The organism is Roseburia sp. AF42-8, from assembly GCF_003435965.1.
Taxonomy (GTDB): Bacteria; Bacillota; Clostridia; order Lachnospirales; family Lachnospiraceae; genus Roseburia_C; species Roseburia_C amylophila.
The window spans coordinates 1-26,145 of the sequence record NZ_QTVB01000019.1 but is presented as its reverse complement, the minus strand read 5'-3'; the positions used below and the strand labels follow the sequence as shown (position 1 = coordinate 26,145).

Here is a 26,145-nt window from a genome sequence, read left to right as displayed (position 1 = left end):
CAGCATGAAAAATATCATTCACATTTTTCGTAAGGACGTAAGAGGACTTTGCAGGAATTTTTTCGCACTGGTCATTGCAATCGGATTGTGTTTTATTCCATCTTTGTATGCATGGTTTAATATTTATTCCAATGAGGATCCTTATGCCAACACCGGAAATATCTATATTGCAGTGGCATCTGAAGATGAAGGAATGAAATTAGAGGATGGCACAACCGTCAACATGGGTGTTCAGGTGATTGAGCAGTTGAAGGAGAATAAGTCCATAGGCTGGCAGTTTGTAGACAGCTCTGATGAAGCAATCAGCGGAGTAGAAAGTGGAAAATATTATGCGGCAGTAGTTATTGGTGACCGCTTTTCCGAGAGCATGTTCAGCATCTTTTCTAAAGGACTGGAGAATCCGACCATTACATATTATGAGAATGAGAAGAAAAATGCCATTGCAACGAAAATTACCGATACTGCAGTGAGCACATTAAAGTCCAGTATCAATGAGACATTTCTTGAGACAGCGGCAAGTGCCATGTTTGCCCAGATGGATAATCTTTCTGAGAAAATAAGTGAAGATGGCGGTGTGGATGGATTCCGCCAGAAATTAGAGCAGCTCAGCCAGAATTTAAAGGACTATGATGCCATGATAGACAGCTTCCTGTCCGGAAATGAAGAACTGAGCGCAGGGATTGATGAAGCCAATTCCAGTGTGTCAAAGGTGGAAGATAAAATTGATTCAGCTGTAAATTCCCTGAATGGAACAAAGACACAATTAGACAGTACGGATACTACACTTTCAGATTTTTCCAAGAATGTGGAGACAACCTTAACGGATATTGAGAATTCTTTGAATAAGATTTCAACGGATATTACCAATGCCGGACTGGGAGATTCTGCCAAGAAGACAACTGAAAGTATTGAGACAACAACGAATGATATCAAGACTTTAAATGACCAGTTGCAGTCGCTTTATGGAGCAATCAGTGGACTCAAGACAGATGAGAGCTTTACGGACGAGCAGAAAACGGATATGGATGATGTGATGTCACAGATTGATGCGTTGAAGCAGGATGCAGAAGAAATGCAGAAGCTTTTAGAGACACTGATGCCGGACAATGCATCAGATGCAGTAAAAGATGCGGTAGATACTGTGACAGGCGGAATGAATACAGCATTGTCTACCTGCAGCAAGACCATTGAAAATATGAAGAATGTATACACCAATAATCTGGTGCCTGGAGTATCCGGAATATTGGATACGGCATCCCAGATACTGGTCAATGTAACCAATCTTTTGAATAATCTGAATAATACATTAGGTGACATGGAAACCATTTTCGATGGAACCTTAGATATGGTAGATGCTACAGATGAAAGCTTTACACAGATTCAGACATTGCTGAAGACCTGTGATACAAAGATAGAAGAGGCAATCAGCAAGCTGAATGAAGCATCGGAAGATGAACAGATGCAGATTATCATGGAACTTTTGGGCGGCGATCCGGAATCCTATGGTAAATTCTTTGCACAGCCGGTAAAAGTGGAGACAAAGCAGGTTTATGAGATTAAAAATTATGGTTCTGCGGTTGCACCATTTTATACAACACTGGCACTCTGGGTAGGCGGTATTGTACTGGTGGCACTGATTAAGGTAAAGGCATCCGAAAAGGATTTGACGAATCCGAAGCGTTATCAGCTTTTCCTTGGAAGATATCTCATTTTCTTTGTGATGGGACAGATACAGGCATTGATTATTGTGCTGGGTAATATTTATCTGCTGCATTGTCAGGTGAAGAATCCGGTATTGTTCTGGTTTGCGGCGTCGCTGACGAGCTTTACCTTTACCTTATTAATCTATGCGCTGACACTTTCCTTTGGCGATATCGGAAAAGCACTGGTGGTTGTAATGGTCGTTATTCAGATTGCAGGTTCCGGTGGAACATATCCGATTGAGATATTGCCGGAATTTTACCGGCGGGTATATATTTTCTTCCCATTCCCATATGCCATTAATGCCATGCGTGAAACCATTGGCGGCATGTATGGCGGAACCTATGAGAAGAATCTGGCAGAGCTTCTGATTTTCGCAGCAGCGGCATTGTTAATCGGACTGCTGATTCGCGTACCATTTATGGGTATCAATCATTTCGTGGAAAAGCGAATGAAAGATACGAAGATGATGTAAGAGAGCAGGTGAAGAGCAGATGGAAAAGAAAGAAGATTATGAAAAGCTTTATGACATGCTTTTAGGCTATGAGCAGGAGATTCATAAGAAGAACCAGAAACGTATCCGCATCGGATTGCGGTGCCTTATCATTATTCCACTGATTTTCCTGGCATTGTTATTCTGGACAGAAAGCTCAAAAATTGTATTTTTGATTCTGTGGATTGTATCGCTGTTTATTCTGGCAGGATATTTAATCTTTGTAGAATATTCAGATTATAAATTACAGGAAAAATTAAATGAGATTTCCAACCGGGAGCAGCAGGAGAGAGATGCACTGATTGGCGATGGAATTGCCCAGGTAGAGGAACGGATTCGTACCGTACTTCAGACGGCAGAGCAGGAACTTTTAACGGATAGCACAAAGGAGTAGCAGAGGGATAACACATGAAAAATATTTTTAGAATCTTTTATCAGGATTTTAAGAGAGTCAGCACCAATGTGGTAGCAGTGGTTATTGTAATAGGTCTTTCTATTATTCCGTCACTGTACGCATGGTTTAATATATTGTCCAACTGGGACCCGTATGGACCGGAATCTACATCAAATCTTAAGATAGCAGTATATTCCGCAGATGAGGGAATTGACATGGGAGGTCTGTCTTTAAATATCGGAGACAGCGTCATTGATGCCCTGAAAGCCAATCAGACTATGGGCTGGCAGTTTACTGATACCATGGATGAAGCAACAGATGGTGTATACAGCAGTGAATATTATGCGGCACTGATTATTCCGGAGGATTTCTCCGAGAAAATGATAAGCTCCTTAACGGAGAAGTACAGAATCCGCAGATTATTTATTATGAAAATGAGAAGAAAAATGCCATTGCGCCAAAGATTACATCCAAGGCAAAAACGGCAGTACAGGAGCAGGTTAATGCAACCTTTGTCAGCACTCTGGCAGAAGTCATGTTAAAGGTAAATGATGTCATGGTAGAAAATGGAATGGATTCCGGCTCTATGATGAATCTTTTCCTGACACAGCTTAATGATTTAAGCGGAGATTTGGACAGCTATATTGCATTGCTGAATTCTTTTGTCAGCATTACCAATTCGGCATCCAGCCTGATTGATACGACACAGGTTATGCTGCCGAATCTGAATACGATGGTAGATGATGGTTCGAATACGGTAAATACCATGCAGGGAGCATTGAATTCCGGCAGCCTTAATGCCAGTGCTTTGGCTGAGGTTATTTCAGCAAATCTTAATACAGCAGCCGACAGCCTTGACAATATCAATACGCTGATACAGAATGCCTTAGATCAGTTGGATAACTATGGTGATTTATCTTCCGGCGGACTGCAGAGCGCAATTAATATGATGCCGCTGATCCGTCAGTTATTTGAAAACAGTGTGGCAGACTGGAAGGATGATGAAAGTGTTTCCGGTCAGATTGCAGAAATCGAAGCACAGTTAGATAAAATTGAAGCAGATTTAAACAGTGTCCAGAATAATGTCACAGATTTAAATACTGCAAAGGATACTTTAAACACTGAAATATCTACCGAAATAACTTCCTGTAAGACCGAAATAAAAGCTTTAAAAGATACGTTTGACTATTCGGTAAAAGGTCAGCTGGAGACAACCATTCAGTCCATGCAGGGGTCACTGAATCAGACACAGGCAATTTTAAATGGTGTCGATGGAGATTTTGATGAAGTATCGGAAGTGTTGGATGCTTATAGTGAAACCCTCGATAAGGGAAATGAAAGCTTAAGTGATTCACTGGCAGCAGCACAGGAAATGAAGGCCGGACTTGACAGTGTGATTACAAGTCTCAGTGCTCTGGAAATCAGTGACCAGTATCAGGCTTTGATGAAAATTTTAGAGACCGACCCGACTTTGTTAGGAGATTTCTTATCTTCTCCGGTCAATATGGAGACGAAAGAGATTTATCCGATTTCCAATTATGGTTCGGCAATGTCACCGTTCTATACGGTACTGGCATTGTGGGTAGGTGCGTTGATTCTGGTGGCAATCATTCATGTAAAGGTACTTCCGGATGAGAAAATACCGGATGCAAAACCTTACCAGAAATTCTTTGGAAGATATATTACATTCTTCCTGATTGGACAGGTGCAGGCATTGATTACTGCACTGGGAGATTTGTTTTATATTAAGATACAATGCCATAACCCGTTCTTATTCTGGCTTGCCTGCGCATGCTGCAGCTTTGTATTTACCTTATTTATGTACGCATTAACGGTAGCCTTTGAAAATGTCGGAGAGGCTTTGGCGGTAGTCATTATGGTTATCCAGGTAGCAGGAGCAGGCGGTTCCTTCCCAATCGAAGTACTGCCGGCAATCTATCAGCGAATTTACCGTTTCTTCCCATTCCCTTATGGAATGGATGCACTCCGGGAGACCATCGGTGGTATGTATGGAATGACTTATTGGAAATGCCTCGGCATCTTGGGCATCTATATTATAATTTCACTTCTGATTGGACTTGTAATTGCAGTTCCGTTCCGGAAGTTAAATATGAAGATTGAGCATAGCAAAGAAAAATCTGACATTATGCTGTAGAAAAGTATTGACAATCATAGCTCTCTATAGTATAGTATTACAAGTCGGGATTAGTTCCGACAGAATTGCTGGCATGGCTCAGTCGGTAGAGCGTCGCATTGGTAGTGCGGAGGTCACGGGTCCGATTCCCGTTGCCAGCTTAACTGGAAAAAAGGCTGTAATCCTTGATAAATCAAGGGTTACAGCCTTTTTGGTGATTATGCAAATCGCATAAAACATATTAACATCCGAGTCTGAATAATTTGCAGATTGTGTTAAATAACTCGGAACAGCTATTGAAATTAAAACACATAGTTTCGTCCTCCTTATTTTCTTTGAAATCATGTCTTAGCTAAGTACAAATGAATTGTAACAAGTCTGTAACATTTTCGCAATAGGAGTACATTGGAAACATGGGAAATATCTGGCCTTAGGATAAGCCGGGAGGAGTTGGCTCTTTCTCAAGCTTTGCAAACCAGCTATTAACGGCCTTGCTTACCTCGTCACGTTTACGAAAAGGAATCTGCACAATGGAGTGGTCTTCCATAATAAGGTCGTGCTGCAGAATTCCAGTGACATGGTTTAGGTTTACCAGATAGCTGCGGCCAACCGGAAGAAAACAGGCAACAGAGGCAAAGTCCTCGGTAAGCTGTGTCAGGTTTCCGGGAATCGTAAAAGTCTCTGATATAGCGTGCAGCAGGACATTGTGCTGCCCGGTTTCAAAAAAGAGAATATCTGAGTAAGGAAGAGAATATTCCTTCCTACGGACAGAAAAGGTAAATACTTCATTGGATTCCTCTAAAAGAGTATCGCAGCGGCTCATGGCATTGAGAAAGTCTGCGTGTGAGTAAGGCTTTTGCAGATAGTAAAGAGCATTTACCTCATAGCTTGCCATGGCATGTTCCGTAGAAGAAGTGGTGAAAATAATGCCACCTTCATAGCCCAGTGAACGAAGGATACGTGCTGTTTCCACACCGTCCTGGTTATTCATATAGATATCTAAAAACAGCAGAGCCGGATAACGCTTTTCTTCCTTATAATACTGAATCATCTCTTCGCCCGAAGAAAAAAGTAGAATCTCCATATTACAATGATGTTTTGTGGCATATGTATTCAGATGATGTTTTAACCGTAAGGCATCGCTTTCAGAATCTTCGCATAAGTAAATCAGCATAATTATTCTCCTGTATATAAAAAGTAAAAAACACCGGATACGAGACAAGTATAACATATTGAAAGAAAATAAGAATCATTTTTTATCGACAATCAGGAAGATAAAATCACAATTTGGAAGAATTGGTTGCAAAATTCCCGGCGTTTTCTTAAGATAGAAACTGTGTGAACAAAAGAAATAGAAATAAAAAAAGGAGAGGAAATATGGGAAGAAACCGAAAAAAACGATGTCTGGCATTTTTGATGGCATTGACTATGATGACAGGCTTATTTATGGGAGATGCTGCCGGACTACTGGTAAAGGCAGAGGATACGCCGGCATCTGTTCAAATAGGAAGTACAACATTAGAGACGGGCTGGTATGTGAAGGCGGTGGATTCTCCTTCTATACCGGGACCAGCTGCAAGGTATCGTGGTGTCGATAAAGTAGGGGAAGAACCGGAAAGTGGTGGCTATATTTACTTTGATAAGGATACGGCAACCATGACTGTATACAATGATATGGAGATTGCTACTTCCGGACCGAATCCGGTGACAGTAACGGATGGAAATCTAACAATTTCCGGGGCGGGAAATCTTACTGTTACAGGAACCTATAGTCCGGCATTTAACTTATCTGGAACCGGTGCTGCCGTTGTCACAAAGGATTTTACCGGAAATTTCAAGGTAACAAGTAATAGTAATGTAATAAACGGTGGCAGCAGATTTGAGATAGATACAACCGGTGATATTACACTGGAAACTGCATCAACGTCTTCAGAGCCAATTGTTTTGAGCAGTGGAGTGGTTGATTTAAGTGGAAAGAAAGTTACGATAACCGCACCATGTGGTATGATTGACAGTGGAGTATCCACACTGAACCTGACACAGACAGAAGGAGACCTTGCATTAAGTTCTGCATCTGATTATTATCCAATTTTCAGTGCAGAAAATGTTACCCTGAAAAATACCGGTGGAAAGGTAAAACTGGAAAATACCAGCACAGGGGTGTTGACTGACAGTAATCTTACGATTGAAGCTGCAGGAGATATTTCTTTAAAATCAGCGAAGGGAATAACAAGCAAGAGTAATCCACAGGTGAGATTAACTTCAACCAATGGGGATCTTACAATTGAACAGACCGCAAACCCTGTCATGCAAGATGGTAAGCTGACGATTCAGGCATTGGCAGGAGCAGTAAGCATTTCAACTAATGCACCGGTACCGATGTTTATGGCAGAACTTGATATAAAGGCAAAGAATGATGTAACACTGAAACAGAATGGAACAACAGATTCATCACTTACCTGGGGCGGAGCCGGTGGAAGTATTGAGAGTACCGATGGGAATATTACAATAGAACAGGAAAGCAGCACATATGTGATTTCAACTTTGAATGCAGTCAGCCTGAATGCAGGTGGAACGGTTACGGTAAAGAGAAATACGGAAGGAACAGCATTAGCTTCCATGGTGAACGGGATTCCTGCAACAGGTGTAATCCAGCTTGTAGACGGCACAAAGAAAGGAGCCATCGTAGATGGAACCGTATATGCTGCCAGCGGATGTACGCATCCAAAGCGTATCAATGGAAAATGTGTTGTATGTGATGACCAGGAGCCGGTGGCAGCTATTGTAGATGCCAACGGAAATGTAACAAATTATAACAGCCTGTCCGATGCATTCCATAATGCCAATGAATACAATACCGTAAAATTATTCGTTGATTATAAGAACAGCAGTGAATCAATTGATTTATCCTCTGTATATAAGGCTGTAAATCTTGATTTAAATGGGAAGAGTTTAACATTAGATGCATTCAATATCATGAATCACTTAAGCATTTCCAATGGAAAGCTGAACCTGAGAATGCTCAATGATGCAAATACTAGTCTTTCTGATAAATGTACATTAGAAAATGTGGAAGCGGATATCCATGAGATAAGTTGGACTGCAAATGGTGGCCTGGAATTAAAGAGCAGTAGACTTCATGTAGGTTCACAGGCATCCCCTTGCTCATTCTTTGTAGAAATGATTACAATAGCACCGGATGACGATTCTGTAATTACAGTAGAAAACATGATAAGTGGTCTGGCAAACTATAAAAATGTACCAGCAATGGAACAGGCATTGGACAAATTAATTCCTTTCGGATATTCAGTTTTTGTTGATACTGATATTACAGTACTGGATGAATCCGGAAATCGTGCCCAAAATCTGGTGCTTCGTAATAAGAAGCTGGCAGAAGCGGACATTACTTTAAACCCGGCTGCCTTTGTCTATGATGGCACAGGAAAAGAGCCGGCTGTAACCGTAACGTATGATGGAATGACATTAACTGAAGGAAGGGATTTTACGGTTACTTATGTTGATAATATTGAAGTGGGTGATACAGCTGCAGCAATTATCAGTGGTTCCCGCTTTTTAGGCAGTGTAACAAAATATTTCAGCATTACCAAAGCACATCGTGGAGCACCAACAGGACTTACCGCAGTAGCAGAAACCATTGATGGCAAAAATGATGGAAAGATTCGTGGTGTGAATGCGGAGATGGAATACAGTATTGATGGAACTACCTATACCGCAATTACAGAAAATGAATTGACCGGACTTGCTGACGGAACTTATCTGGTACGTTATCAGGAAACACGCAATTATTATGCGTCTTCTGCAACACAGATTGTAGTAGAAAAAGGACTTCCTTCTTCCGACAGCTTAAACCCGTCAAACCCGGGCGGCGGAAATAATCCGGAAAATACACCAGGTGGAAGCACGCCAAATGAAAATAATAATGGAACGACATTAACCGCCGGAAGTAATGTTGTTACAACATTGCCAGGCGCATCTTCGGTACAGACACCGGCAGCAACAACGTCTGATAGCAGCACACAGGTTAAAACCGGAGACGACAATCAGATATTCCTATATTTTCTTGTACTGATTGCTGCGGCAGGAGTGGCTGCGGGAGCATATGGCAGATTAAATGCAGGACGCCGTATGGAATAAGTGAAAAGGGATATATCGGAAATAGAAAAGTCATGAAATGAAAAATAAAAATGCTGTACTTTCAGAAATGGGAGTGCGGCATTTTTCTGTTGCAAAGAACATAAGGACGCGGTAAAATGTAGCGTAGTCAAAGAAGAGGAGATAGAAGATGCTGACACAGTTTTCAAGAACCGAACTATTGCTTGGAAAAGAAGCAATGGAAAAATTAAAGAATGCAAAGGTTGCAGTATTTGGAATTGGCGGAGTAGGTGGATATGTCTGCGAAGCACTGGTAAGAAGCGGAGTTGGAGCTTTTGATCTGATTGATGATGACAAGGTATGCCTGACGAATCTCAACCGTCAGATTATTGCAACCAGAAAGACCGTTGGAAAATATAAAACAGACGTCATGAAAGACCGCATTTTAGAGATTAATCCGGATGCCAGGGTAGAAGTGCATAAATGCTTTTTCCTTCCGGAAAATGCGGATGAATTTCCTTTTGAAGAGTATGATTATATCGTAGATGCAGTAGATACGGTAACAGCGAAGATTTCACTGGTTATGAAGGCACAGGAGATGAATGTGCCGATTATCAGCAGTATGGGAGCCGGAAATAAGTTAGATGCCAGTCAGTTCCGTGTGGCAGATATTTATAAGACAAAGGTATGCCCGCTGGCAAAAGTAATGCGCCGTGAGTTAAAGAAACGTGGCGTAAAGAAGCTTAAGGTGGTTTATTCCGAAGAGCAGCCAACCAGACCAGTTGAAGATATGGCAATCAGCTGTAGAACCAACTGTATCTGTCCGCCGGGAGCAGCCCATAAATGTACGGAGCGGCGTGATATTCCGGGCAGTGTGGCATTTGTGCCATCTGTCGCTGGACTGATTATCGCAGGTGAAGTAGTAAAGGATCTGGCAGCAAAATAGGAAACAGATAAAGAAAACCGGATGTGGAATCACATCCGGTTTTCCGTTTCTATTGATTTCCTTATCAGGAAAATTATTTCTGAGGACCTGCAGAAACAAGAGCTTTACCAGCTTCATTTCCTTCGTATTTAGCAAAGTTCTTGATGAATCTGTCAGCAAGATCTAATGCTTTTGTCTCCCATTCAGAAGCATCTGCGTAAGTATCACGAGGATCTAAGATGCCTGAATCAACACCTGGAAGCTCGGTAGGAACTTCAAAGTTGAAGAATGGAATCTGTTTTGTAGGAGCACTTAAGATAGCTCCGCTTAAGATAGCATCGATGATACCACGGGTATCTTTGATGGAGATACGTTTTCCGGTTCCGTTCCATCCTGTATTTACGAGGTAAGCCTTAGCTCCGCTCTTTTCCATTTTCTTAACAAGCTCTGCAGCGTATTTTGTAGGATGCAGCTCTAAGAAAGCCTGTCCGAAACATGCTGAGAAAGTAGGTGTAGGCTCTGTGATTCCACGCTCTGTACCAGCAAGTTTTGCTGTAAATCCAGACAGGAAGTAGTACTGAGTCTGCTCTGGAGTTAAGATAGATACTGGAGGCAGTACTCCGAATGCATCTGCGGAAAGGAAGATGACATTCTTAGCTGCTGGAGCAGAAGAAATCGGGCGGACAATGTTCTCAATGTGGTTGATTGGGTAAGATACACGGGTGTTTTCTGTTACGCTCTTATCAGCAAAATCGATTTTTCCGTTAGCATCTAATGTTACGTTCTCAAGAAGAGCGTCACGTCTGATTGCATTGTAGATATCCGGCTCGGAATCCTTGTCAAGGTCGATAACCTTAGCGTAGCATCCACCCTCGAAGTTGAATACGCCGTTGTCATCCCAACCATGCTCGTCATCACCGATTAAGAGACGCTTAGGATCGGTTGAAAGGGTTGTCTTACCTGTTCCGGAAAGTCCGAAGAAGATAGCGGTGTTTTCACCGTTCATATCTGTGTTAGCAGAGCAGTGCATGGAAGCGATGCCCTTTAATGGCAGATAGTAGTTCATCATAGAGAACATACCTTTTTTCATTTCTCCGCCGTACCATGTATTAACGATAACCTGTTCACGGCTTGTAATGTTGAACATTACTGCTGTCTCAGAGTTTAATCCTAATTCTTTGTAGTTTTCAACTTTTGCTTTAGAAGCATTGTAAACGATGAAGTCCGGCTCAAAGTTCTTTAATTCTTCTTCAGTAGGCTGGATGAACATATTTGTTACGAAATGTGCCTGCCAAGCTACTTCTACGATGAAACGGATAGCCATACGGGTATCTTTGTTAGCACCACAGAAAGCATCTACTACATAAAGTTTTTTGTTAGAAAGTTCTTTGATAGCAATGTCTTTTACAGCACTCCATGCTTCCTCAGATGCTGGATGGTTGTCGTTCTTGTATTCATCAGATGTCCACCATACAGTGTCTTTGGAGTTCTTGTCCATAACGATGAATTTGTCTTTAGGGGAACGACCTGTATAGATACCAGTCATAACATTGACTGCGCCAAGTTCACTTTCCTGACCTTTTTCATAGCCTTCCAGTTCTGGCTTGGTCTCTTCTGCGAATAATGTTTCGTAGGATGGGTTGTAGACAATTTCTGTTGTTCCAGTAATGCCATACTTGCTTAAATTGATTTCTGCCATTTTGTTTTTACCTCTTTCCTTTAAATATAGTAATATGATAATCGCCCGCAAAAAGCAGGTTTTTATGATATCTTGACTGAGAAACTATAAATCCTAGTTACGTCATCATAATTATTATACATAAATAAGTCATAAAATCAATAAAAAAACTGCGAAATTTTTATAAAGTGAAGAAAGTTGAAAGATTTTCCCCCTAAAGAATTAGCCTCCTGCTTAAAAATGCTGCCATATAATTCTACAGAAGTCCGTTGCGGCAGCACCACAGACAAGCTATAATACAAAGTAAGAGAAAAATATAATCTTACTTTGTAGGATAATCTTGTATAGAAAAGGAGCACATGGGCTATGAAGATATTTCACTTATCCGACCTTCACATCGGATTGAAATTAATGAATCATGATTTAAGGGAAGACCAGGAATATATCCTGCATCAGATTGTAGAGCGGGCCAGAGAAGAAAAACCGGATGCCATTTTGATTGCAGGAGATATTTATGATAAAGCAGTGCCGGCGGCAGAGGCAGTAGAGGTATTCGATCATTTTATCAATGAACTGACGGAGATGGTGCCGGAGGCTGTCCTTATGATGATTAGCGGAAACCATGACAGCGCACCAAGAGTGAACTGTTTCCGAAGCATTTTATCAAGACAGCATTTATATATGATAGGAAAGCCGCCTGAGACGAAAGAGGAATACATTGAGAAAGTGACATTGACGGATAAGTATGGAAAAGTGAATTTTTATCTTCTGCCCTTTGTGAAGCCGTCTATGGTAAAGCAGATTGTGGGAACGGATGAAAATGATAACAATCTTTCTTATGATGCAACTTTGCATAAGCTTCTGGAAAGAGAAAATGTAAATGAAGCAGAGCGGAATGTGCTGGTGAGCCACCAGTTCTATCTGCCGGCAGGAAAAGCGGCGGAGGATGTTGAGCGGATGGATTCCGAAATCCGCACCGTGGGAAATATTGATGAAGTGTCTGCGGATGTGTTGGAGCGGTTTGACTATGCGGCATTGGGACATATTCATAAGCCTATGACCGTGGGAAAAGAGTGTTATCGTTACTGTGGAACACCTCTTGCCTGCTCCGTCAGTGAAGCGGGACAGAAAAAGGGCATTATTATGGTGGAACTGGAAGAAAAGGGCAAGCTTTCCACCAGAGTAATTCCGTTAAAACCACTGCGCCAGGTGCGTATTGTGGAAGGAGAATTAGAAGAAGTATTAAAGCAGCCATCCGATAATTTTGTAACTGTGATTCTTACCGATAAGGTGGATGTCAATGTCTTTGACATGCAGGACCGGCTGCGTCATGCATTTCCCAATTTGCTGGAAATCCGAAGAGAAACGCTGCACAAAGCCAATTATGAAATGGAAAAATTCCGGCATGAGGCAGAGCTTGATGCCTTTTCGCTATGCTGTGAGTTTATCGGAGAGATGAACGAGGAAGAGAGAGAAATTCTTAAGGAAGTCATCAATAAAGTAGAGGAGGAGGCTGAGTTATGAGACCATTAACTTTGGAAATGCAGGCATTTGGTTCTTATGGAGACCGGACGAAAATTGATTTTCGAAAACCATCCCAGAATTTATTTCTGATTACCGGGGATACCGGTTCCGGCAAGTCCACTATTTTTGATGCCATAGCCTTTGCGTTATATGGAGAAGCCAGTTCCACAGCTAATAAAAAAAGTGGAACAGAGCTGCAGAGTCAGTTTGCCACAGCAGGCGCAGAGCCTTATGTGGAATTGAAATTCTGTGAAGGAACAGAAGAAAGCGGCGTCTATACAGTGCGCCGTGTACCAAGACATGTCCGCCCATTGAAGCGGGGAAGCGGTGAAAAAGAAGAAAGCGAATCCGTTACCTTAATCATGCCGGATGAAACCGTTTATTCGCAAAAGGAAACGAATCAGAAAATCATTGATATTGTCGGGCTGAACAAGGGGCAGTTTATGCAGGTGGCAATGATTGCCCAGGGAGAATTTATGGAACTGCTCCGGGCAAAATCCGATGAGAAAAAAGTGATTTTTCGAAAATTATTCCACACAGAAAAATATGAAAAGATTGCCAATGAATTAGGGGACCGGAAAAGAAAATTAGATGCAGAGATTGCCACAATCCGTACGAAGTTTCATGCCAAAGCTGAGAATGCGGACATACCGGAAGCCTTTGAAGAAGCCGAAGCTCTGTTGGCATTGAAAAAGAAGATGCAGCAGGCGGATGCAAAAGCACCGGAGATGGAACGCTTTTTAGAATTGATGCAGCAATTGTGCCAGTATCTTAAGGAAGAGGGAAAGAAGAAAAAGAAGGAGACAAAAGAAGCGGAAAAACTGCGGGAGCATTGCAGGAGTGCGTTGCAGGAAGCGGAAAATCTGCAAAAATCCTTTACCCAGATGGAAGAAGCACAGCGGGAGTTAGCACGCCTTTTTGAAGCGGAAGAGGAGATAAAAGAGACTGCCCGCTTAGAGCAGAGGATAAAGCTTGCCTATGATGCAAAGCAGCTCTATCAGCAGTATGAAGAAGCGGTAAAGAGGCTGGAGAATTTAAAGGCAGAACAGCAGAAATTAGAAGAAAAGCTGCCGGAGATAAAGAAAGCTTTAAAAGAGGCAGAAAAGGAAAGAAACTTAGCAGAGGCGGAAAAGGAAACACAGCAGAAAAATTACAGTATTATAGAAGAAAAAGTAAATCGCACGAAAGCGGCATTGAAAGAAATAAGAAAAGCCGCACAGGAAGTAGAGCAGAGTAAAGATGCTTTGCAGCAGGCGGAAGAGACGGAAAAAGAGACAAAAGAAAAAAGTACTGTCTTAGAGCAGAATATCGTGCAGTGGAAGAAAGAAGCGGAAGCCTTCGAAGAAATTGAAGTAAGGCAGTTACAGATTACCGGAAAGAAAAATGCTCTTGCAGAAATCGAAGATGCCGTAGCAGAGATTACAGAATCAAAGCAGCTTCTTGGTAAAGAAAAGAAACAGGAGGAACATGCAAAAGAGATTTATCGGGAAGCATCCGGACAGTATCAGGCAAAGCAGCAGGAATACGAAGCATATCGTAAGCGATTTTTCGATGCGCAGGCAGGTATTTTAGCAAAGGAATTAAAAGAGGGAGAGCCATGCCCGGTCTGCGGTTCCATGGAACATCCAAAGCCATGCATTGCGGTAGAAATGCAGGAAGAATTAAGCCGGGAAATGTTAGAAGCTTTAGAAAAAACGATTGCAAAGTTACAACAGAAGCAGGAAGCGGCATCTACAGAAGCCGGTGCATGCCACGTAAGAAGAGAGAACCGGGAGAAAGAGTTGGCAGAAAGAAAGGAAAAGTGCCGGAATAAAATAGAAGACTTTGGAAAGGAAGCAAACCCGGCAGCCGATAATGAAATAGAACCGTGGCTTGTCGCGCAAAAGAAAAAGCTTGCAAAAGAAGAAGAAACACTTTCTCAGGAGATAAAAAAGAAGAAGGAATTGTCTCATAAATTAGAAGAGGCAGAAGCAAAAAAGATTGCACTTCAAAAAGAAGAGACAGAAGCAACAGAAAAGAAGCTATTGGCAAAAGAGCAGTTTGACCGTTGTCAGGCAGCTTACACAGAGCGGAACCGCACCCTTGACTATACATCTGAAAAAGAAGCGGATGAAGTCTTGGCAGAAGCACAGCAGAAGAAGGCTTCTGCAGAAAGTGCATATGCAAAGGCTGATAAAGAAAAGAGCCGTTTAGAGGAAGAGAAAACCGGTACACAGACAGGCATTGTCCGTTGTGAAAGAGAACTTCCGGAACGGAAAAAGGAAGCAGAAGCCAAGCAGCAAAAATATGATTTATATATAGAAGAAAAAGATATTTCCAAACTGGAATGGCAGACGCTGGTGGAGCAGTATTCGATAGATGCCATGGAAGAGATGCGGCAGAAAAGGGAAGATTATCAGAATCAGAAGACGATGTATCAGAGCCGCTATGAGACAGCCAGAGAAACGGTAGGAGAGAAAGAAAAACCGGATATAGAGAAGCTTTCAGAGGAACTTAAGGCAGCAGAGGAGCAGAGTAAGCTTGCAGGCAGGGCAGCCAATGAGTGGGAGATTTCTAATCAGAAGGATACGGAAATCTTAGAAGCGGTAGAGGAAATATGGAGCGGGCGGCAGCAGGTATTAGAGCAGCACAACCGTATAACACGGCTTTATACTGTCATTTCCGGAAATGTGTCCGGCAGCCGTATGGATTTGGAGACCTTTGTGCAACGTTATTATCTGGAGCGGATTCTTTATGCAGCAAACCGCCGTTTTGAAGAAATGTCAGCAGGACAGTTTGAACTCAGAATGTTTGATGAGAAGAAGGCTGCAATCGGAAAGAATAAGGGACTTGACCTTATGGTATATTCCAATGTAACCGGAAAAGAGCGGGAAGTCCGTACGCTTTCCGGAGGAGAATCCTTTATGGCGGCGTTATCCATGGCATTGGGCATGGCAGATGAGATTCAGGAAAATTCTGCTGCCATACATCTTGATATGATGTTTATTGATGAAGGCTTTGGTTCCCTGGATGAGCATGCAAGAGAGCAGGCAGTCCGGGTATTAAAAGAGATGGCAGGCGGCTCAAAGCTTATTGGAATCATTTCCCATGTAACAGAATTAAAGCAGGAAATGGAAGACCAGCTTCTTATTACAAAAGATGAAGAAGGAAGCCATGTCCGCTGGCAGTTAAGCTAGCGGATAGGCTCCCTGTTCTAACATTTCCGTCACCATGGAAGCCATAGCGGAAGGAAGCTCCTTCATTCCGTTTTGCAGCCATTTTAAGAAAACATTATAGAGCGCACCGGAATAGAAGTAGACTTTATACCGGTGGATATCATTATAAGGCATGTCACCCATATGATTTTCTAATTCCTGATCAAAAAGGTCTAAGTAAATGTATGCAAGACCTGCCTTATATACACTTAAAATAAATTTCTTGTAAGTCTTAAAATACCGGAAAATCAGTAAAATTGCCTCATAGCTGAAAAAGTCATTTTCAAGCTTTTCTGCCCGCTTCCGGTATTCTTCCATAATATCGTCTGTAATCTTAATTAATACTTCTTCCTTGGAATGAAAATTCCGGTAATAGGAAGCTCTTGCCACTTCGGCAGTGGTAATAATATCGGTTACGGATATATCGGAAAATGCTTTGGTGTCCATGAGTTTGGTCAGGGCACGGGCAATCTTTAATTTTACCTGGCGGTTCGCTTCGTATCTTTTGTCGGTTTCTTTCATTTAAATGCTCCTGTTCGTATGTGCTATGGATGTGTGCCGGTGGGTGGGACAGTCGCTTTATATTTGTTATTACGATTTGTATTTGATACATACATTGCTTCTAACGTCAAAGAGCGGTTTTTCTTGCACTGCATTTTTCTTTTGCCGATAAAGCCTGTCTTTCCAATGTTTGACAGTATGCCGGACTCTGTTCGCCTGAATGCGGATACGATATATGCAGTCTGTTAGAGACGCTTAGAATTCCGGCAGCAACCGGCAACGCTGGCACAGGGACGTGCCAGCGAGGCACATCTTAAGCATGGATGCGAATATGTGCCGGTTGCCGGAAGATACGGAAACTTTAACGGAATTCTTAGCGTCTCTTTCAGACGGAATGTGGTATCCGCAACAGACGGACAGAGCCGGCATCCGGTCAAAGCAACGGAAAGGACAGCCTGACAGCAAGAAAAATACAGTGCTAAGAAAAATAACGCTCTTTGCGTAATGAACCAATGCACATATCAAATGCAAATCGTAAGAAACGAATATCATATTCTGTCCCACCCACCGGCACCACATCCGTATCATGATACAAAATGATATAAAATGTCTCACATCAAACCGTTGAAAAAAGGGAAAACTATGCTACAATGCTACTTATGCAGCCACAACAATGTGATATAAATTATCTCACATATAGTGTGGCATAGATACAGACAACAGTCAAGAGATGGAGACGAAAATGAAGATAATTACAGATACAGGATCTGATATATTTGAAACCGAAGCAAAGGCAATGGGCGTGGATCTGGTGCCGATTTCGGCAAACTTTGCAGATGTTATATTCGACCGGAATACAGAAGAGAATTTCAAAGCATTTTATGAGAAACTGCGCAGCGAGGAACAACTTCCGGTATCCAGCCAGCCATCACCGGCAGCATTTTTAGAAAAGTATGAAGCGGCAGAAGAAGCAGGCGAAGAAGTGTTGGTGATTCTTATTTCCTCGAAGCTTTCGGGAACTTATAATGGGGCAGTGCTGGCAAAAGAAATGTGCGGATATGAAAAGATATATATCGTGGATTCCCTGCAGGCATCCTTATCCTTGCGGCTTCTGGTGGAGTATGCCGTGAAGTTAAAAGAAGAAGGCAAAAGTGCAGAAGAGATTGCAGGAATCTTGGAAGAAGTAAAGAACCGCACCTATCTTACCGGTGTTCCGTCCACATTATTATATTTGAAAAAGGGCGGACGTATTTCTCCGGTAGTTGCAGCAGTGGGAAATGTAATGGGAATCAAGCCGGTACTGCTGCTCCGGAATGGAGAGATTGAAGGCTATTCCAAAGCCCGCGGCATGAAAGCAGCGAAAAGCGGAATGCAGGCTTTCTTAAAAAAAGGAGAAGTGGATAGCTGCATGCCGGTAGAATTTGCTCACAGCAATAACCCGGAAATGGGAGAGGAATTCCGGAAAGAAACCATGGAAGCTTTTTCCCTGACAGAAAGCAGCTTACATGAAGTTGGAATGGCAATCGGAACCCATATCGGACCGGATGCACTTCTGATGGCATTTATTTTAAAAGAAAGCATGAAATAAGAATTTTCAGATTTAAGGATTCTTTAATAATTGATTCGTTATAGTAGAACCAGCAAAGGAAATAAAACTTTGCCGGTTCTTTTTTTGCTTTACAGGAAATTGACTGCAAAGTAAAAAACGCTCCGCGAGGATGCACACTGCGGCGTATAAGGTAGATGTCGCAAGCGACCGCCGCAGGCGCGGGAATGTGCCAAGGCACATTTTTGTTACAAGTAGCGAGAAAATCGCAAAGCGCGTTTCGCGTAGTTGAGGTATACTAAGAGGATAGAAAGGAGCAGAAGATGTTTTGGGATATCTTACGCAAAGACTTAAAGCGAAAGAAAACAATTAATATTGTAATTTTGCTGTTTATTATTTTAGCTGCCATGTTTGTGGCAAGCGGGCTGAACAATGTACTGACGGTAGTAAATGGAACCGATTATTATCTTAATCAGGCAGACATTGGAGATTATGTAGTACTGACCCAGCAGGGGGATGGCGGTGTGCCGGAGCTTTTGGATACCTGTCAGTATGTAAAAGACTACCGCATGGATCATATTATGTATGCAGCCAAGGGGAATATCAAGGCAGAGGGAAAAGAACTTGATATAGCAAACAAGGCAATGATCATAGAATCCATTTCCGAAAGTGAGATACATTTTTTCACAAAGGATAATAAGGAGCTTACAAAAGTGCCTGAGGGTGAGGTCTATGTCACAGGAAATTTCTTAGATGCAAATGATTTAAAAGAGGGAGATAAACTTACGATTACCCATGGCAAAAACAGTGTGGAGCTTACGATTGCTGGAAAAGCAAAAGATGCGCTGCTGGGTTCTGAATTTATGGGAAATAAAAGATTTATTTTAAATGAAGCGGATTATCAGAAATTTGCATCGGATGAAAGTCTTGCAGAATACCGGGGCGAGATCATTTATATTGACACAGACAATCCATCGGAAATAGCCTCTTTATTAAGCAATGCATCCGACATCCGATTCAACCGGGGACGGGACATTTTTAAATTGTGTTATGTCATGGATATGATTGTGGCATTTGTGGTACTGGTTTTAAGTGTATGCCTGATGATTGTATTCTTTGCAGTGTTGAAATTTACGATTACTTTTACGGTGACAGAAGAATACCGGGAAATCGGTGTCATGAAAGCCATCGGAATTACGGACTTTAAGATACGAAGCCTTTATCTTGTAAAATATCTGATGCTGGCTGTTGTGGGAGCAGCAATTGGATTCCTGGCAAGCATCCCATTTGGCAATATGCTGCTGCAGTCTGTGACAGAAAATATGATGTTGGGAAACAGTCATGCCATTACGGTAAATTTCATAGGAGCAGTCATTGTTATTGCAGTTACTATCTGGTTTGCATACCGGTGTACCGGAAAAGTAAAGAAGCTGACACCGGTGGATGCCATCCGAAACGGTCAGTCCGGAGAACGCTTTAAAAAGAAATCCATTTACCGGCTGGGAAAAAGCCGTTTTAACAGTACCTGGTATCTGGCAGTCAATGATATTTTAAGCAGTCCAAGACGGTTCCTTACGATTATATTGTCCTTTTTCCTCTGTTCCGTTTTTATGCTGGGAGTGGTTATTACAACAGATACCATGAAAAGTAAGAATCTGATTACAACATTTGGAAAAGAAAGTGATGTCTATGTATCAGATGTATCACAGACAATGGAGAATATGGCAGGAAAGACCCGGGCGGATTTGGCAAAAGAATTAGAATGCCTGGCAGAAGAACTTACGGAAGAAGGCATGCCATCGGAAATGTCTGTTGAGATACAGTATACTATAAAGATAAACTTTCACAGCTTCATATAGGGTTTAACATGGGGGAGTATCAGAATTTTCTGGTGAAAGCAGATACAGAACGTTTGCTGGAAGTATTGCAGAATATCATAGAAAATGCTATAAAATATGGTAGTGGCAAAAAAATTGGTATATCAATTTCAAAAGAAGAAGACTGTGTGCTGATTACCGTGGAAAATACAGGAGAAGTTCTTCCGGCAGAAGAACTTCCGCATCTTTTTGACAGCTTCTATCGTGGCTCCAATGCAGGAAGCCAGGAAGGAAGCGGACTGGGGCTTTATATATGCAGAAAGCTGATGCATAAAATGAACGGGGATGTTTTTCTGAAACAGGAAGAAAATCTTTTTTCGGTAACTGTGGTAGTGGGGATGGCAAATTAGTCAATGAAAAAGGCAGGAAGAAAATGTAATATGATAAAAGCAGTTTTATTTGATATGGACGGAACACTCATTGATACAGAGAAATATTATAGAATCTGCTGGCCTAAGGCAATGGCGCATTTTGGCTATGAAATGAGTGATGAGCAGGCATTGTCCATGCGTTCCTTAGGACAACCCTTTGCACCGACGCATTTAAAGGAAATGTTTGCAGATGAGAATCTTGACTATCCGGCTATCCGGGCTTACCGGAAGGAATTGATGGAGGAATATCTTGCAAAGAACGGTATTGAGATAAAAAGAGGAGCTATTGAGTTATTGAATTTCTTAAAAGAAAAGAAAATCCGGCGGGCAGTTGCAACGGCAACCGACATGGAACGGACAGAAAGATATTTAAAGCAGATAGGACTATATCCGTACTTTGATGAAATCATCAGTGCAACCATGGTAGAACACGGAAAGCCGGCACCGGATATCTATACTTTTGCATGTGCACAACTTGGACTTGCTCCGGAAGAATGCCTTGCGGTGGAGGATTCGCCCAATGGGATTATGAGTGCTTGTCGGGCAGGCTGTCAGGTGGCAATGGTTCCGGATCAGACACAGCCAGATGATGAATTAAAAAAGAAACTTACGATATGTGTAAATACACTGGATGAATTGAAAAACTTATTTTCATAAAATGGGAGAGGGAAGATGAATTTTTTATTTGATACTTCGATTGATGTGAGCCGCAGACAGTTTTATGTGCTGGCAATGGGAAGCTGTATCGGAAATCTGGCAGGATTTATTGGAAATGCATTGATTTTCGGATGGAGCGGAACAACGATTTTCTGCGGAATCTGTATGTTACTTATGGTCGCAGGAAGTTTCATTGGAATTAAAAAAGGACAGATACGTTATGCGTCTTATTTGATGATAGCAGTATTAAGCCTTGTGGAATTTCCGGCACTGTATTATATATATCAGACGGGAACGATTGTATACATGGTACTTGCGATGGTAGCAATTGCGATTTTTATTCCAACCGGAAATGCAATCCGGTTTGCCGGCGTGGTAATTGTAGCAGATGTGGCAGCAGTTATTTTAGCCTATATGAGACCGCTGGAAAGTGAAAAACTGTCAAAAGAAGTCGTGCTGCAGAGCACACTTTGTTCCCTGCTTATCGTTTTACTTTGTGTCTTTTTAATTTCTATCCTGCTTCAGATGCAGAGACAGAGACAGGAAGAAGAAGTAAAGAAGTTGAATGAACAGTTGAAAGATGCCGCAGATAAAGATGCACTGACCGGAATCTATAATCGTCGTTATTTAAATCAGTATCTGGGAGACCTTATTCTGGATGAGAAGGAAGAATTTGATGCGGTACTGATTGACCTTGACTTCTTTAAACATGTGAATGACACATACGGACATGGATTTGGAGATATTATTCTGGTGGAATTTGCAAGACTTTTAACAAAGCATGTAAAGAATAAAGGGATTGCAGTACGCTTTGGCGGAGAAGAATTTATGCTGGTTTTAAAGGGGATGAACACGGATGAAATCGGTAAAATGCTAGAGCATATAAGATGGGAATATAAAGAATTTACAAAGCATGAAAAGAATATCGAATGTTCTTTCAGCAGTGGAGTACAGCATTATACAGAAGGGATTGCTGTTACGGTATTATACCGCTTAGCGGATGAGAAGCTCTATGCTGCAAAAGAACGGGGAAGAAACCAGGATGTCTTTGATTTAGAATAATAGAAAGATAAAAAAGGGGCGAGAAACGAAAAGGAACATCAGGAGGATTCGTTTGTGAAAGGGAAAAAGTTTTTAGTAATGATATTAAGTGCAGCGTTGGGAATGTCAACGTTTGCGGCTTGCGGAAGCAGAGTCGTGGAGCCGGAGAAAAAGACCACAGAAACAGAGGCAGAGACTGAGACGGAAGAAACGGAAAACTCAGAAGAGGTGACAGAGGAGACAGAAACGGAAAATGTGGATGAAGATGACATTTTTGCACAGCTTGCAGGAGAAAGCTTTATGTTTACCAGCGGAGCCGGTGCATGGGATTCTACATTGATTTTATCCGAGGATGGCTCTTTTGTGGGAAATTATCATGATGCAGATGCGGGAGATAGCGGGGATGGATATCCAAATGGAACCCTTTACTATTGTGATTTCTATGGAAAATTCACCCGGCCGGAAAAGATAAATGATTATACCTATGAGATGCAGTTGGAGGATATTGCAACGAAGGAAACAGAAGGCGACACGGAAATTAAAGGCGGCGTGAAATATATTTACACGGGACCGGCTGGGTTGGAAGAGGTTTATGATTTATATATTTATCTGCCGGGTGCACCGTTAGATGAATTGCCGGAAAGATTCCTGGACTGGGCATCCATTGGTCTTACCGATGAGGATACGACGCTTCCATTCTATGCAATTTTTAATACGCTGACCTTTGATACCTTTTTAGGACCGAGTGGAGATAAGGTTACGGTAAATGATAAAACCACAACTTCCGATGTATCCATAGAGAGTGAATTGCAGAAAATCGAGGAGAAAGCAGCAGCCATGCAGGAAGACCTTTCCAGTGGAGAACTGGCACAGCAGGAAATGAATACCCTGTCTCTGCAGTTGTATCAGTTGTGGGATAATGAGCTGAATTCTATCTGGAGCCGTTTAAAAGAGACTTTGGATGAGGACACTATGACGACTCTTACCCAGGAAGAGCGTGACTGGATTAAGACAAAAGACAGTGCAGTAGAGGAAGCCGGCAAAGATGCCGAGGGCGGAAGCTTCAGCCATTATTGGAAAATGATAAGGCGGCAGAATTAACAAGAAACAGGGTATATGAACTGGCAGAGTATTTGAAATAAAAAGATATTTTAGCGAGGGAAAATGGTTACATTAAATGATTACTTATACTCCGGAGCAACGGTGTTCCGGATATTGAAAAAGTATACGCAGGACCTCCGGGCATCCGCAAAAGTATCAAAAAATGAAGTGGATCTGGTGCACTGCAATTTCCTGATTCAGATTATGGAACTGTTAGAGCACAATGATTTCCTGACAGCGCAGTCCCAGAAAATCCGTGAGTTCTACAAATATATGGCAATGGAATATCCTTATCTTTCCTTTACTTTTAAAGGAAGAATCAAGTCACTGATTCGTGCGGAGGGCAAATTCAACGGCTATATTGTAGAGTACATTTATGATTATTATAAAAAGCATAAAAGCTATCCGGACATTGCAGAATTAAAGGAAAAGCTGAACTGCTTCCGTGATCTGATTGCATACCGGATTGTGATTTCCATGCCACGGTGTCATTTGAAAAATCATGAGAACCGCGAAGAAGAGGAATTAAAGCACCTTTATCAGATTGCAAATGTGCTGCCACAGTTTTTAGAGGAGCGTGGATTTACGGCAGAGCCGACAGGCGGTGTCTTAAGAAGCAGTTCCCCGCTTTTGGATGATGCTGTAAAACCATATTACCGGGATTATATCACCAGCGAAAAGGAGGACGATTACAAATCCTTACATATTACTTTTTATGATAACAGTGCGAGATGTTATGTGGAAATGCAGCTTCGCACAAAGCAGATGGATGACATTGCAGAAATCGGTTCCGCCAATCATATTAATTATGAGAAAAAGCAGGAAGCATCCAGAGCACGCCGGGATACCATCCCGGAGGGAGAATGCATTTATTTTGATGAAGCTTATGAACGGTGCAGGCGTTTGCAGGAACTGGAGCTTTCCGGTGTGGATGTCGACATGTTTACAGCAGTAAGCAACAGCCTGATGAATGACGGCTGCGGCTTATACCGGGGAAGACTGATTCTTCCTTATGAGCATTTGTCGAGATTTCAGAATGATTTGATTGATTAGAAATAGAACAGAATGGAAGCGTACGAAACGGAGAAGGCAGCTATGGGTGAAAATATGGAAAAGGAACAATGGATGAAAGAGAGTCTCCAGATGCAGAAGGCAAGCTGGATTCAGGATGAAATCACAAAGCGCAGAGAGCGGGAAGATGAGTTGCTGCAGCAGATTTTTATGGAACAGAAAATGTTGCAGGAACTGGACGAAGACATGGACGAAAATATGGCACATGCCAGAGAAGGCCGCAAATACCGGGAGGACATGAAGGAGCGGGTCAATGACCGGGTATATGAAATTCATGACCTGAGTGCAGATAAGCGCGAGGGAATGCGGGAATACAAATATGCATACCGCAGAGGCTACGCCCTTGCCATGTTTTTCTTTTCACTGGCATTGTGCGTCTTTGTAGGCTTTTTACATGGAATCACATCACAAATCTGTCTGATGCTGATGTTCTTTACCGGCGTGCAGGCAGCCATTTTTGTGCACCAGAAGCAGTGCTTCTTTCTCTGGAGACTCATCTGCGATATTTTCTCTGCAGTAGTTTTCCCGGTGATGCTGGTTCTCTTTATCGGCTATGAATTAAAGTACGGCTTCTACGATTTCCTGCTTCCAATCTGCCTTATCGTAGGACTGGTGCTGCTGGCACTTACCACAGCATCCTATTTCCTCTACGATCCATACCGCAGTGCCCGCCGCAGAGTCGGTGATGCCAAGAGCATGATCCGTTCTATCGAGCGTTCCGCCAAAAAGCAGGTCAAGAAGAGCCAGAAGCAGCAGGCGAAAGACGAGCTTCGCCAGAACCGCCTGCAGCAGAAGGAGCAGGATAAAGCCGAGAAGCTCCGCATCAAAGAAGAACAACGCCAGGAAAAAGAGCTTAAAAAAGCCGCGCAGCGCGAAGAACAGCAAAAACTCCGTGACGCAAAGAAGCAGGAAGCCTTAGAAAGCCGCGAAGAGAAGAAGCTTGCCCTCAAGGATGCTGTGGCAGCCAAGAAAGAGCAGTTCCGGGAGAAGTTCCGGAAGGATGGGGGAGTGGAAGAAACGGAAGAAAAGGAGAAAGCGGAAGAGGGCGTTTTGGCTTCGGATGAAGGCACGGAAGATGCAGAAAATACAGAGCAGGGCGAGACAGTAGTTGTGGAAGATGCGGTGCAGGAAGAAAGTGTGGTTTTAGAAGAAGTAGATGTGCCGGAGGATGCAGCGCAGAAAGAAGAAGTGTTAGAAGAGGAAAATGTGCCGGAGGATGTGGTGGCATCGGAAGATACTGCGGATTCGGGGAAAAATGAGGCAGTTTCGAGTTTGGCTAAGGAAGAGAAAGTTCAGTTGGAAGAAAATTAGATAAATGAAAGTTGTAAGATAAGAGCATGGAAGAAATTCTGTGCTCTTTTTATGCTGGGAAAATAATTATATAAGGATAGAGATATAAGTATAAAACAGGAATCATAGAAAGTATTGTCGAATTGGGGCGTGAAACAGATTGATAAGAGGGGAGATTTTGACGGTTTTTATTAAAAAAGGTTGCAATTTGGAAAAAGGAGTTGCATAATATTTATATAGAATTTGGAGGGAGAGAAAAGTTATGAAAAAGCTAAGTAAATATTATAAAAAGAGATTAGAAGTTCACAAAAGATATGATGCGTAAGGGCATTGGTCGTTTGTGAATTTTTTTATGGGCTGCCAGCGTATGTTAATCTGATTGAAAAGATATTAATGAAACTAAATGCAGATTAAGAGAATATATAGGTATATGAAATAGATAGGAGGGTTAATAATGAAAAACCAATATATGTTTTTTAAAGAACAACTTTTTGATGGATTTGATTTGAGTGACTATAAAAAGAGGAACATTAA

Annotated in this window: 19 protein-coding genes and 1 tRNA gene; 17 read left to right on the top strand and 3 right to left on the bottom strand. The window is 42.1% G+C overall.

Translation table 11 applies throughout. The annotated features are described in order from the left end of the window. The first annotated feature begins 4 nt into the window (after positions 1 to 4). The 5 genes from DW059_RS09365 to DW059_RS09350 all read left to right on the top strand — a co-directional run bounded on the left by DW059_RS09365 (position 5) and on the right by DW059_RS09350 (position 4,883). Complete coding sequence (locus tag DW059_RS09365; RefSeq protein ID WP_117698605.1) at positions 5 to 2,176, top strand: YhgE/Pip domain-containing protein; 2,172 nt, start codon at positions 5 to 7, stop codon at positions 2,174 to 2,176. Positions 2,177 to 2,195: 19 nt separating this feature from the next. Next, the gene (locus DW059_RS09360; protein WP_199534332.1) at positions 2,196 to 2,588 is read left to right on the top strand and encodes a hypothetical protein; all 393 of its coding nucleotides are present in this window, start codon (positions 2,196 to 2,198) and stop codon (positions 2,586 to 2,588) included. 14 nt (positions 2,589 to 2,602) lie between these two features. After that, entirely contained in the window at positions 2,603 to 3,130 is a 528-nt protein-coding gene (locus DW059_RS16470) for a YhgE/Pip domain-containing protein (RefSeq protein WP_242986186.1), read from the top strand. After that, complete coding sequence (locus tag DW059_RS09355; RefSeq protein ID WP_242986184.1) at positions 3,124 to 4,743, top strand: YhgE/Pip domain-containing protein; 1,620 nt, start codon at positions 3,124 to 3,126, stop codon at positions 4,741 to 4,743. The genes DW059_RS16470 and DW059_RS09355 overlap by 7 nt, the downstream gene beginning before the upstream one ends. Positions 4,744 to 4,810: 67 nt before the next feature. Then, positions 4,811 to 4,883 (top strand) — tRNA-Thr (locus DW059_RS09350). 269 nt (positions 4,884 to 5,152) lie between these two features. On the opposite strand, the gene DW059_RS09345 is transcribed toward DW059_RS09350, so the two are convergent. Next, positions 5,153 to 5,896 carry a LytR/AlgR family response regulator transcription factor gene (locus tag DW059_RS09345; RefSeq protein WP_158552095.1) on the bottom strand — a complete coding sequence of 248 codons (744 nt, stop codon included), beginning with the start codon at positions 5,894 to 5,896 and terminating at the stop codon, positions 5,153 to 5,155. Positions 5,897 to 6,099: 203 nt separating this feature from the next. Between DW059_RS09345 and DW059_RS09340 the strand changes: the two genes are divergently transcribed. Then, positions 6,100 to 8,877, top strand: a complete 2,778-nt coding sequence (locus DW059_RS09340) for a hypothetical protein (RefSeq protein ID WP_117698603.1) — start codon at positions 6,100 to 6,102, stop codon at positions 8,875 to 8,877. A gap of 148 nt (positions 8,878 to 9,025) precedes the next feature. Continuing rightward, positions 9,026 to 9,781: a tRNA threonylcarbamoyladenosine dehydratase gene (locus DW059_RS09335; protein WP_022242242.1), complete on the top strand. Its 756-nt coding sequence runs from the start codon at positions 9,026 to 9,028 to the stop codon at positions 9,779 to 9,781. A 73-nt stretch (positions 9,782 to 9,854) separates the two neighbouring features. Here DW059_RS09335 and pckA read toward each other — a convergent pair whose 3' ends face one another. Next, complete coding sequence (pckA, locus tag DW059_RS09330; protein ID WP_117698602.1) at positions 9,855 to 11,459, bottom strand: phosphoenolpyruvate carboxykinase (ATP); 1,605 nt, start codon at positions 11,457 to 11,459, stop codon at positions 9,855 to 9,857. A gap of 345 nt (positions 11,460 to 11,804) precedes the next feature. On the opposite strand from pckA, the gene DW059_RS09325 reads away from it, so the two are divergent. Together DW059_RS09325 and DW059_RS09320 are read left to right on the top strand one after the other, a co-directional pair. Further along, positions 11,805 to 12,962: an exonuclease SbcCD subunit D gene (locus DW059_RS09325; protein ID WP_117698601.1), complete on the top strand. Its 1,158-nt coding sequence runs from the start codon at positions 11,805 to 11,807 to the stop codon at positions 12,960 to 12,962. Then, entirely contained in the window at positions 12,959 to 16,138 is a 3,180-nt protein-coding gene (locus tag DW059_RS09320; protein WP_117698600.1) for an SbcC/MukB-like Walker B domain-containing protein, read from the top strand. The genes DW059_RS09325 and DW059_RS09320 overlap by 4 nt, the downstream gene beginning before the upstream one ends. Here DW059_RS09320 and DW059_RS09315 read toward each other — a convergent pair. After that, complete coding sequence (locus DW059_RS09315) at positions 16,130 to 16,678, bottom strand: TetR/AcrR family transcriptional regulator (protein WP_117698599.1); 549 nt, start codon at positions 16,676 to 16,678, stop codon at positions 16,130 to 16,132. The genes DW059_RS09320 and DW059_RS09315 overlap by 9 nt on opposite strands. 721 nt (positions 16,679 to 17,399) lie before the next feature. Between DW059_RS09315 and DW059_RS09310 the strand changes: the two genes are divergently transcribed. The 8 genes from DW059_RS09310 (at position 17,400) to DW059_RS09275 (ending at position 25,632) form a co-directional block, all read left to right on the top strand. After that, positions 17,400 to 18,245, top strand: coding sequence for a DegV family protein (locus DW059_RS09310; protein WP_158552094.1), 846 nt, complete (start codon positions 17,400 to 17,402; stop codon positions 18,243 to 18,245). 281 nt (positions 18,246 to 18,526) lie between these two features. After that, positions 18,527 to 20,062 (top strand): ABC transporter permease, encoded by a 1,536-nt coding sequence (locus tag DW059_RS09305; RefSeq protein ID WP_117698597.1) that lies wholly within the window; start codon positions 18,527 to 18,529, stop codon positions 20,060 to 20,062. An 8-nt stretch (positions 20,063 to 20,070) separates the two neighbouring features. Continuing rightward, positions 20,071 to 20,430 (top strand): sensor histidine kinase, encoded by a 360-nt coding sequence (locus DW059_RS09300; RefSeq protein WP_117698596.1) that lies wholly within the window; start codon positions 20,071 to 20,073, stop codon positions 20,428 to 20,430. Positions 20,431 to 20,460: 30 nt separating this feature from the next. Next, positions 20,461 to 21,108: an HAD family hydrolase gene (locus DW059_RS09295; protein ID WP_117698595.1), complete on the top strand. Its 648-nt coding sequence runs from the start codon at positions 20,461 to 20,463 to the stop codon at positions 21,106 to 21,108. Positions 21,109 to 21,123: 15 nt separating this feature from the next. Then, complete coding sequence (locus tag DW059_RS09290; RefSeq protein ID WP_117698594.1) at positions 21,124 to 22,170, top strand: GGDEF domain-containing protein; 1,047 nt, start codon at positions 21,124 to 21,126, stop codon at positions 22,168 to 22,170. A gap of 54 nt (positions 22,171 to 22,224) precedes the next feature. Continuing rightward, positions 22,225 to 23,250 carry a lysozyme inhibitor LprI family protein gene (locus DW059_RS09285; protein ID WP_117698593.1) on the top strand — a complete coding sequence of 342 codons (1,026 nt, stop codon included), beginning with the start codon at positions 22,225 to 22,227 and terminating at the stop codon, positions 23,248 to 23,250. Positions 23,251 to 23,313: 63 nt separating this feature from the next. Further along, complete coding sequence (locus tag DW059_RS09280) at positions 23,314 to 24,303, top strand: guanosine polyphosphate pyrophosphohydrolase (RefSeq protein WP_117698592.1); 990 nt, start codon at positions 23,314 to 23,316, stop codon at positions 24,301 to 24,303. A 12-nt stretch (positions 24,304 to 24,315) separates the two neighbouring features. Further along, positions 24,316 to 25,632, top strand: coding sequence for a hypothetical protein (locus tag DW059_RS09275; RefSeq protein WP_147326036.1), 1,317 nt, complete (start codon positions 24,316 to 24,318; stop codon positions 25,630 to 25,632). Positions 25,633 to 26,145 lie beyond the last annotated feature (513 nt).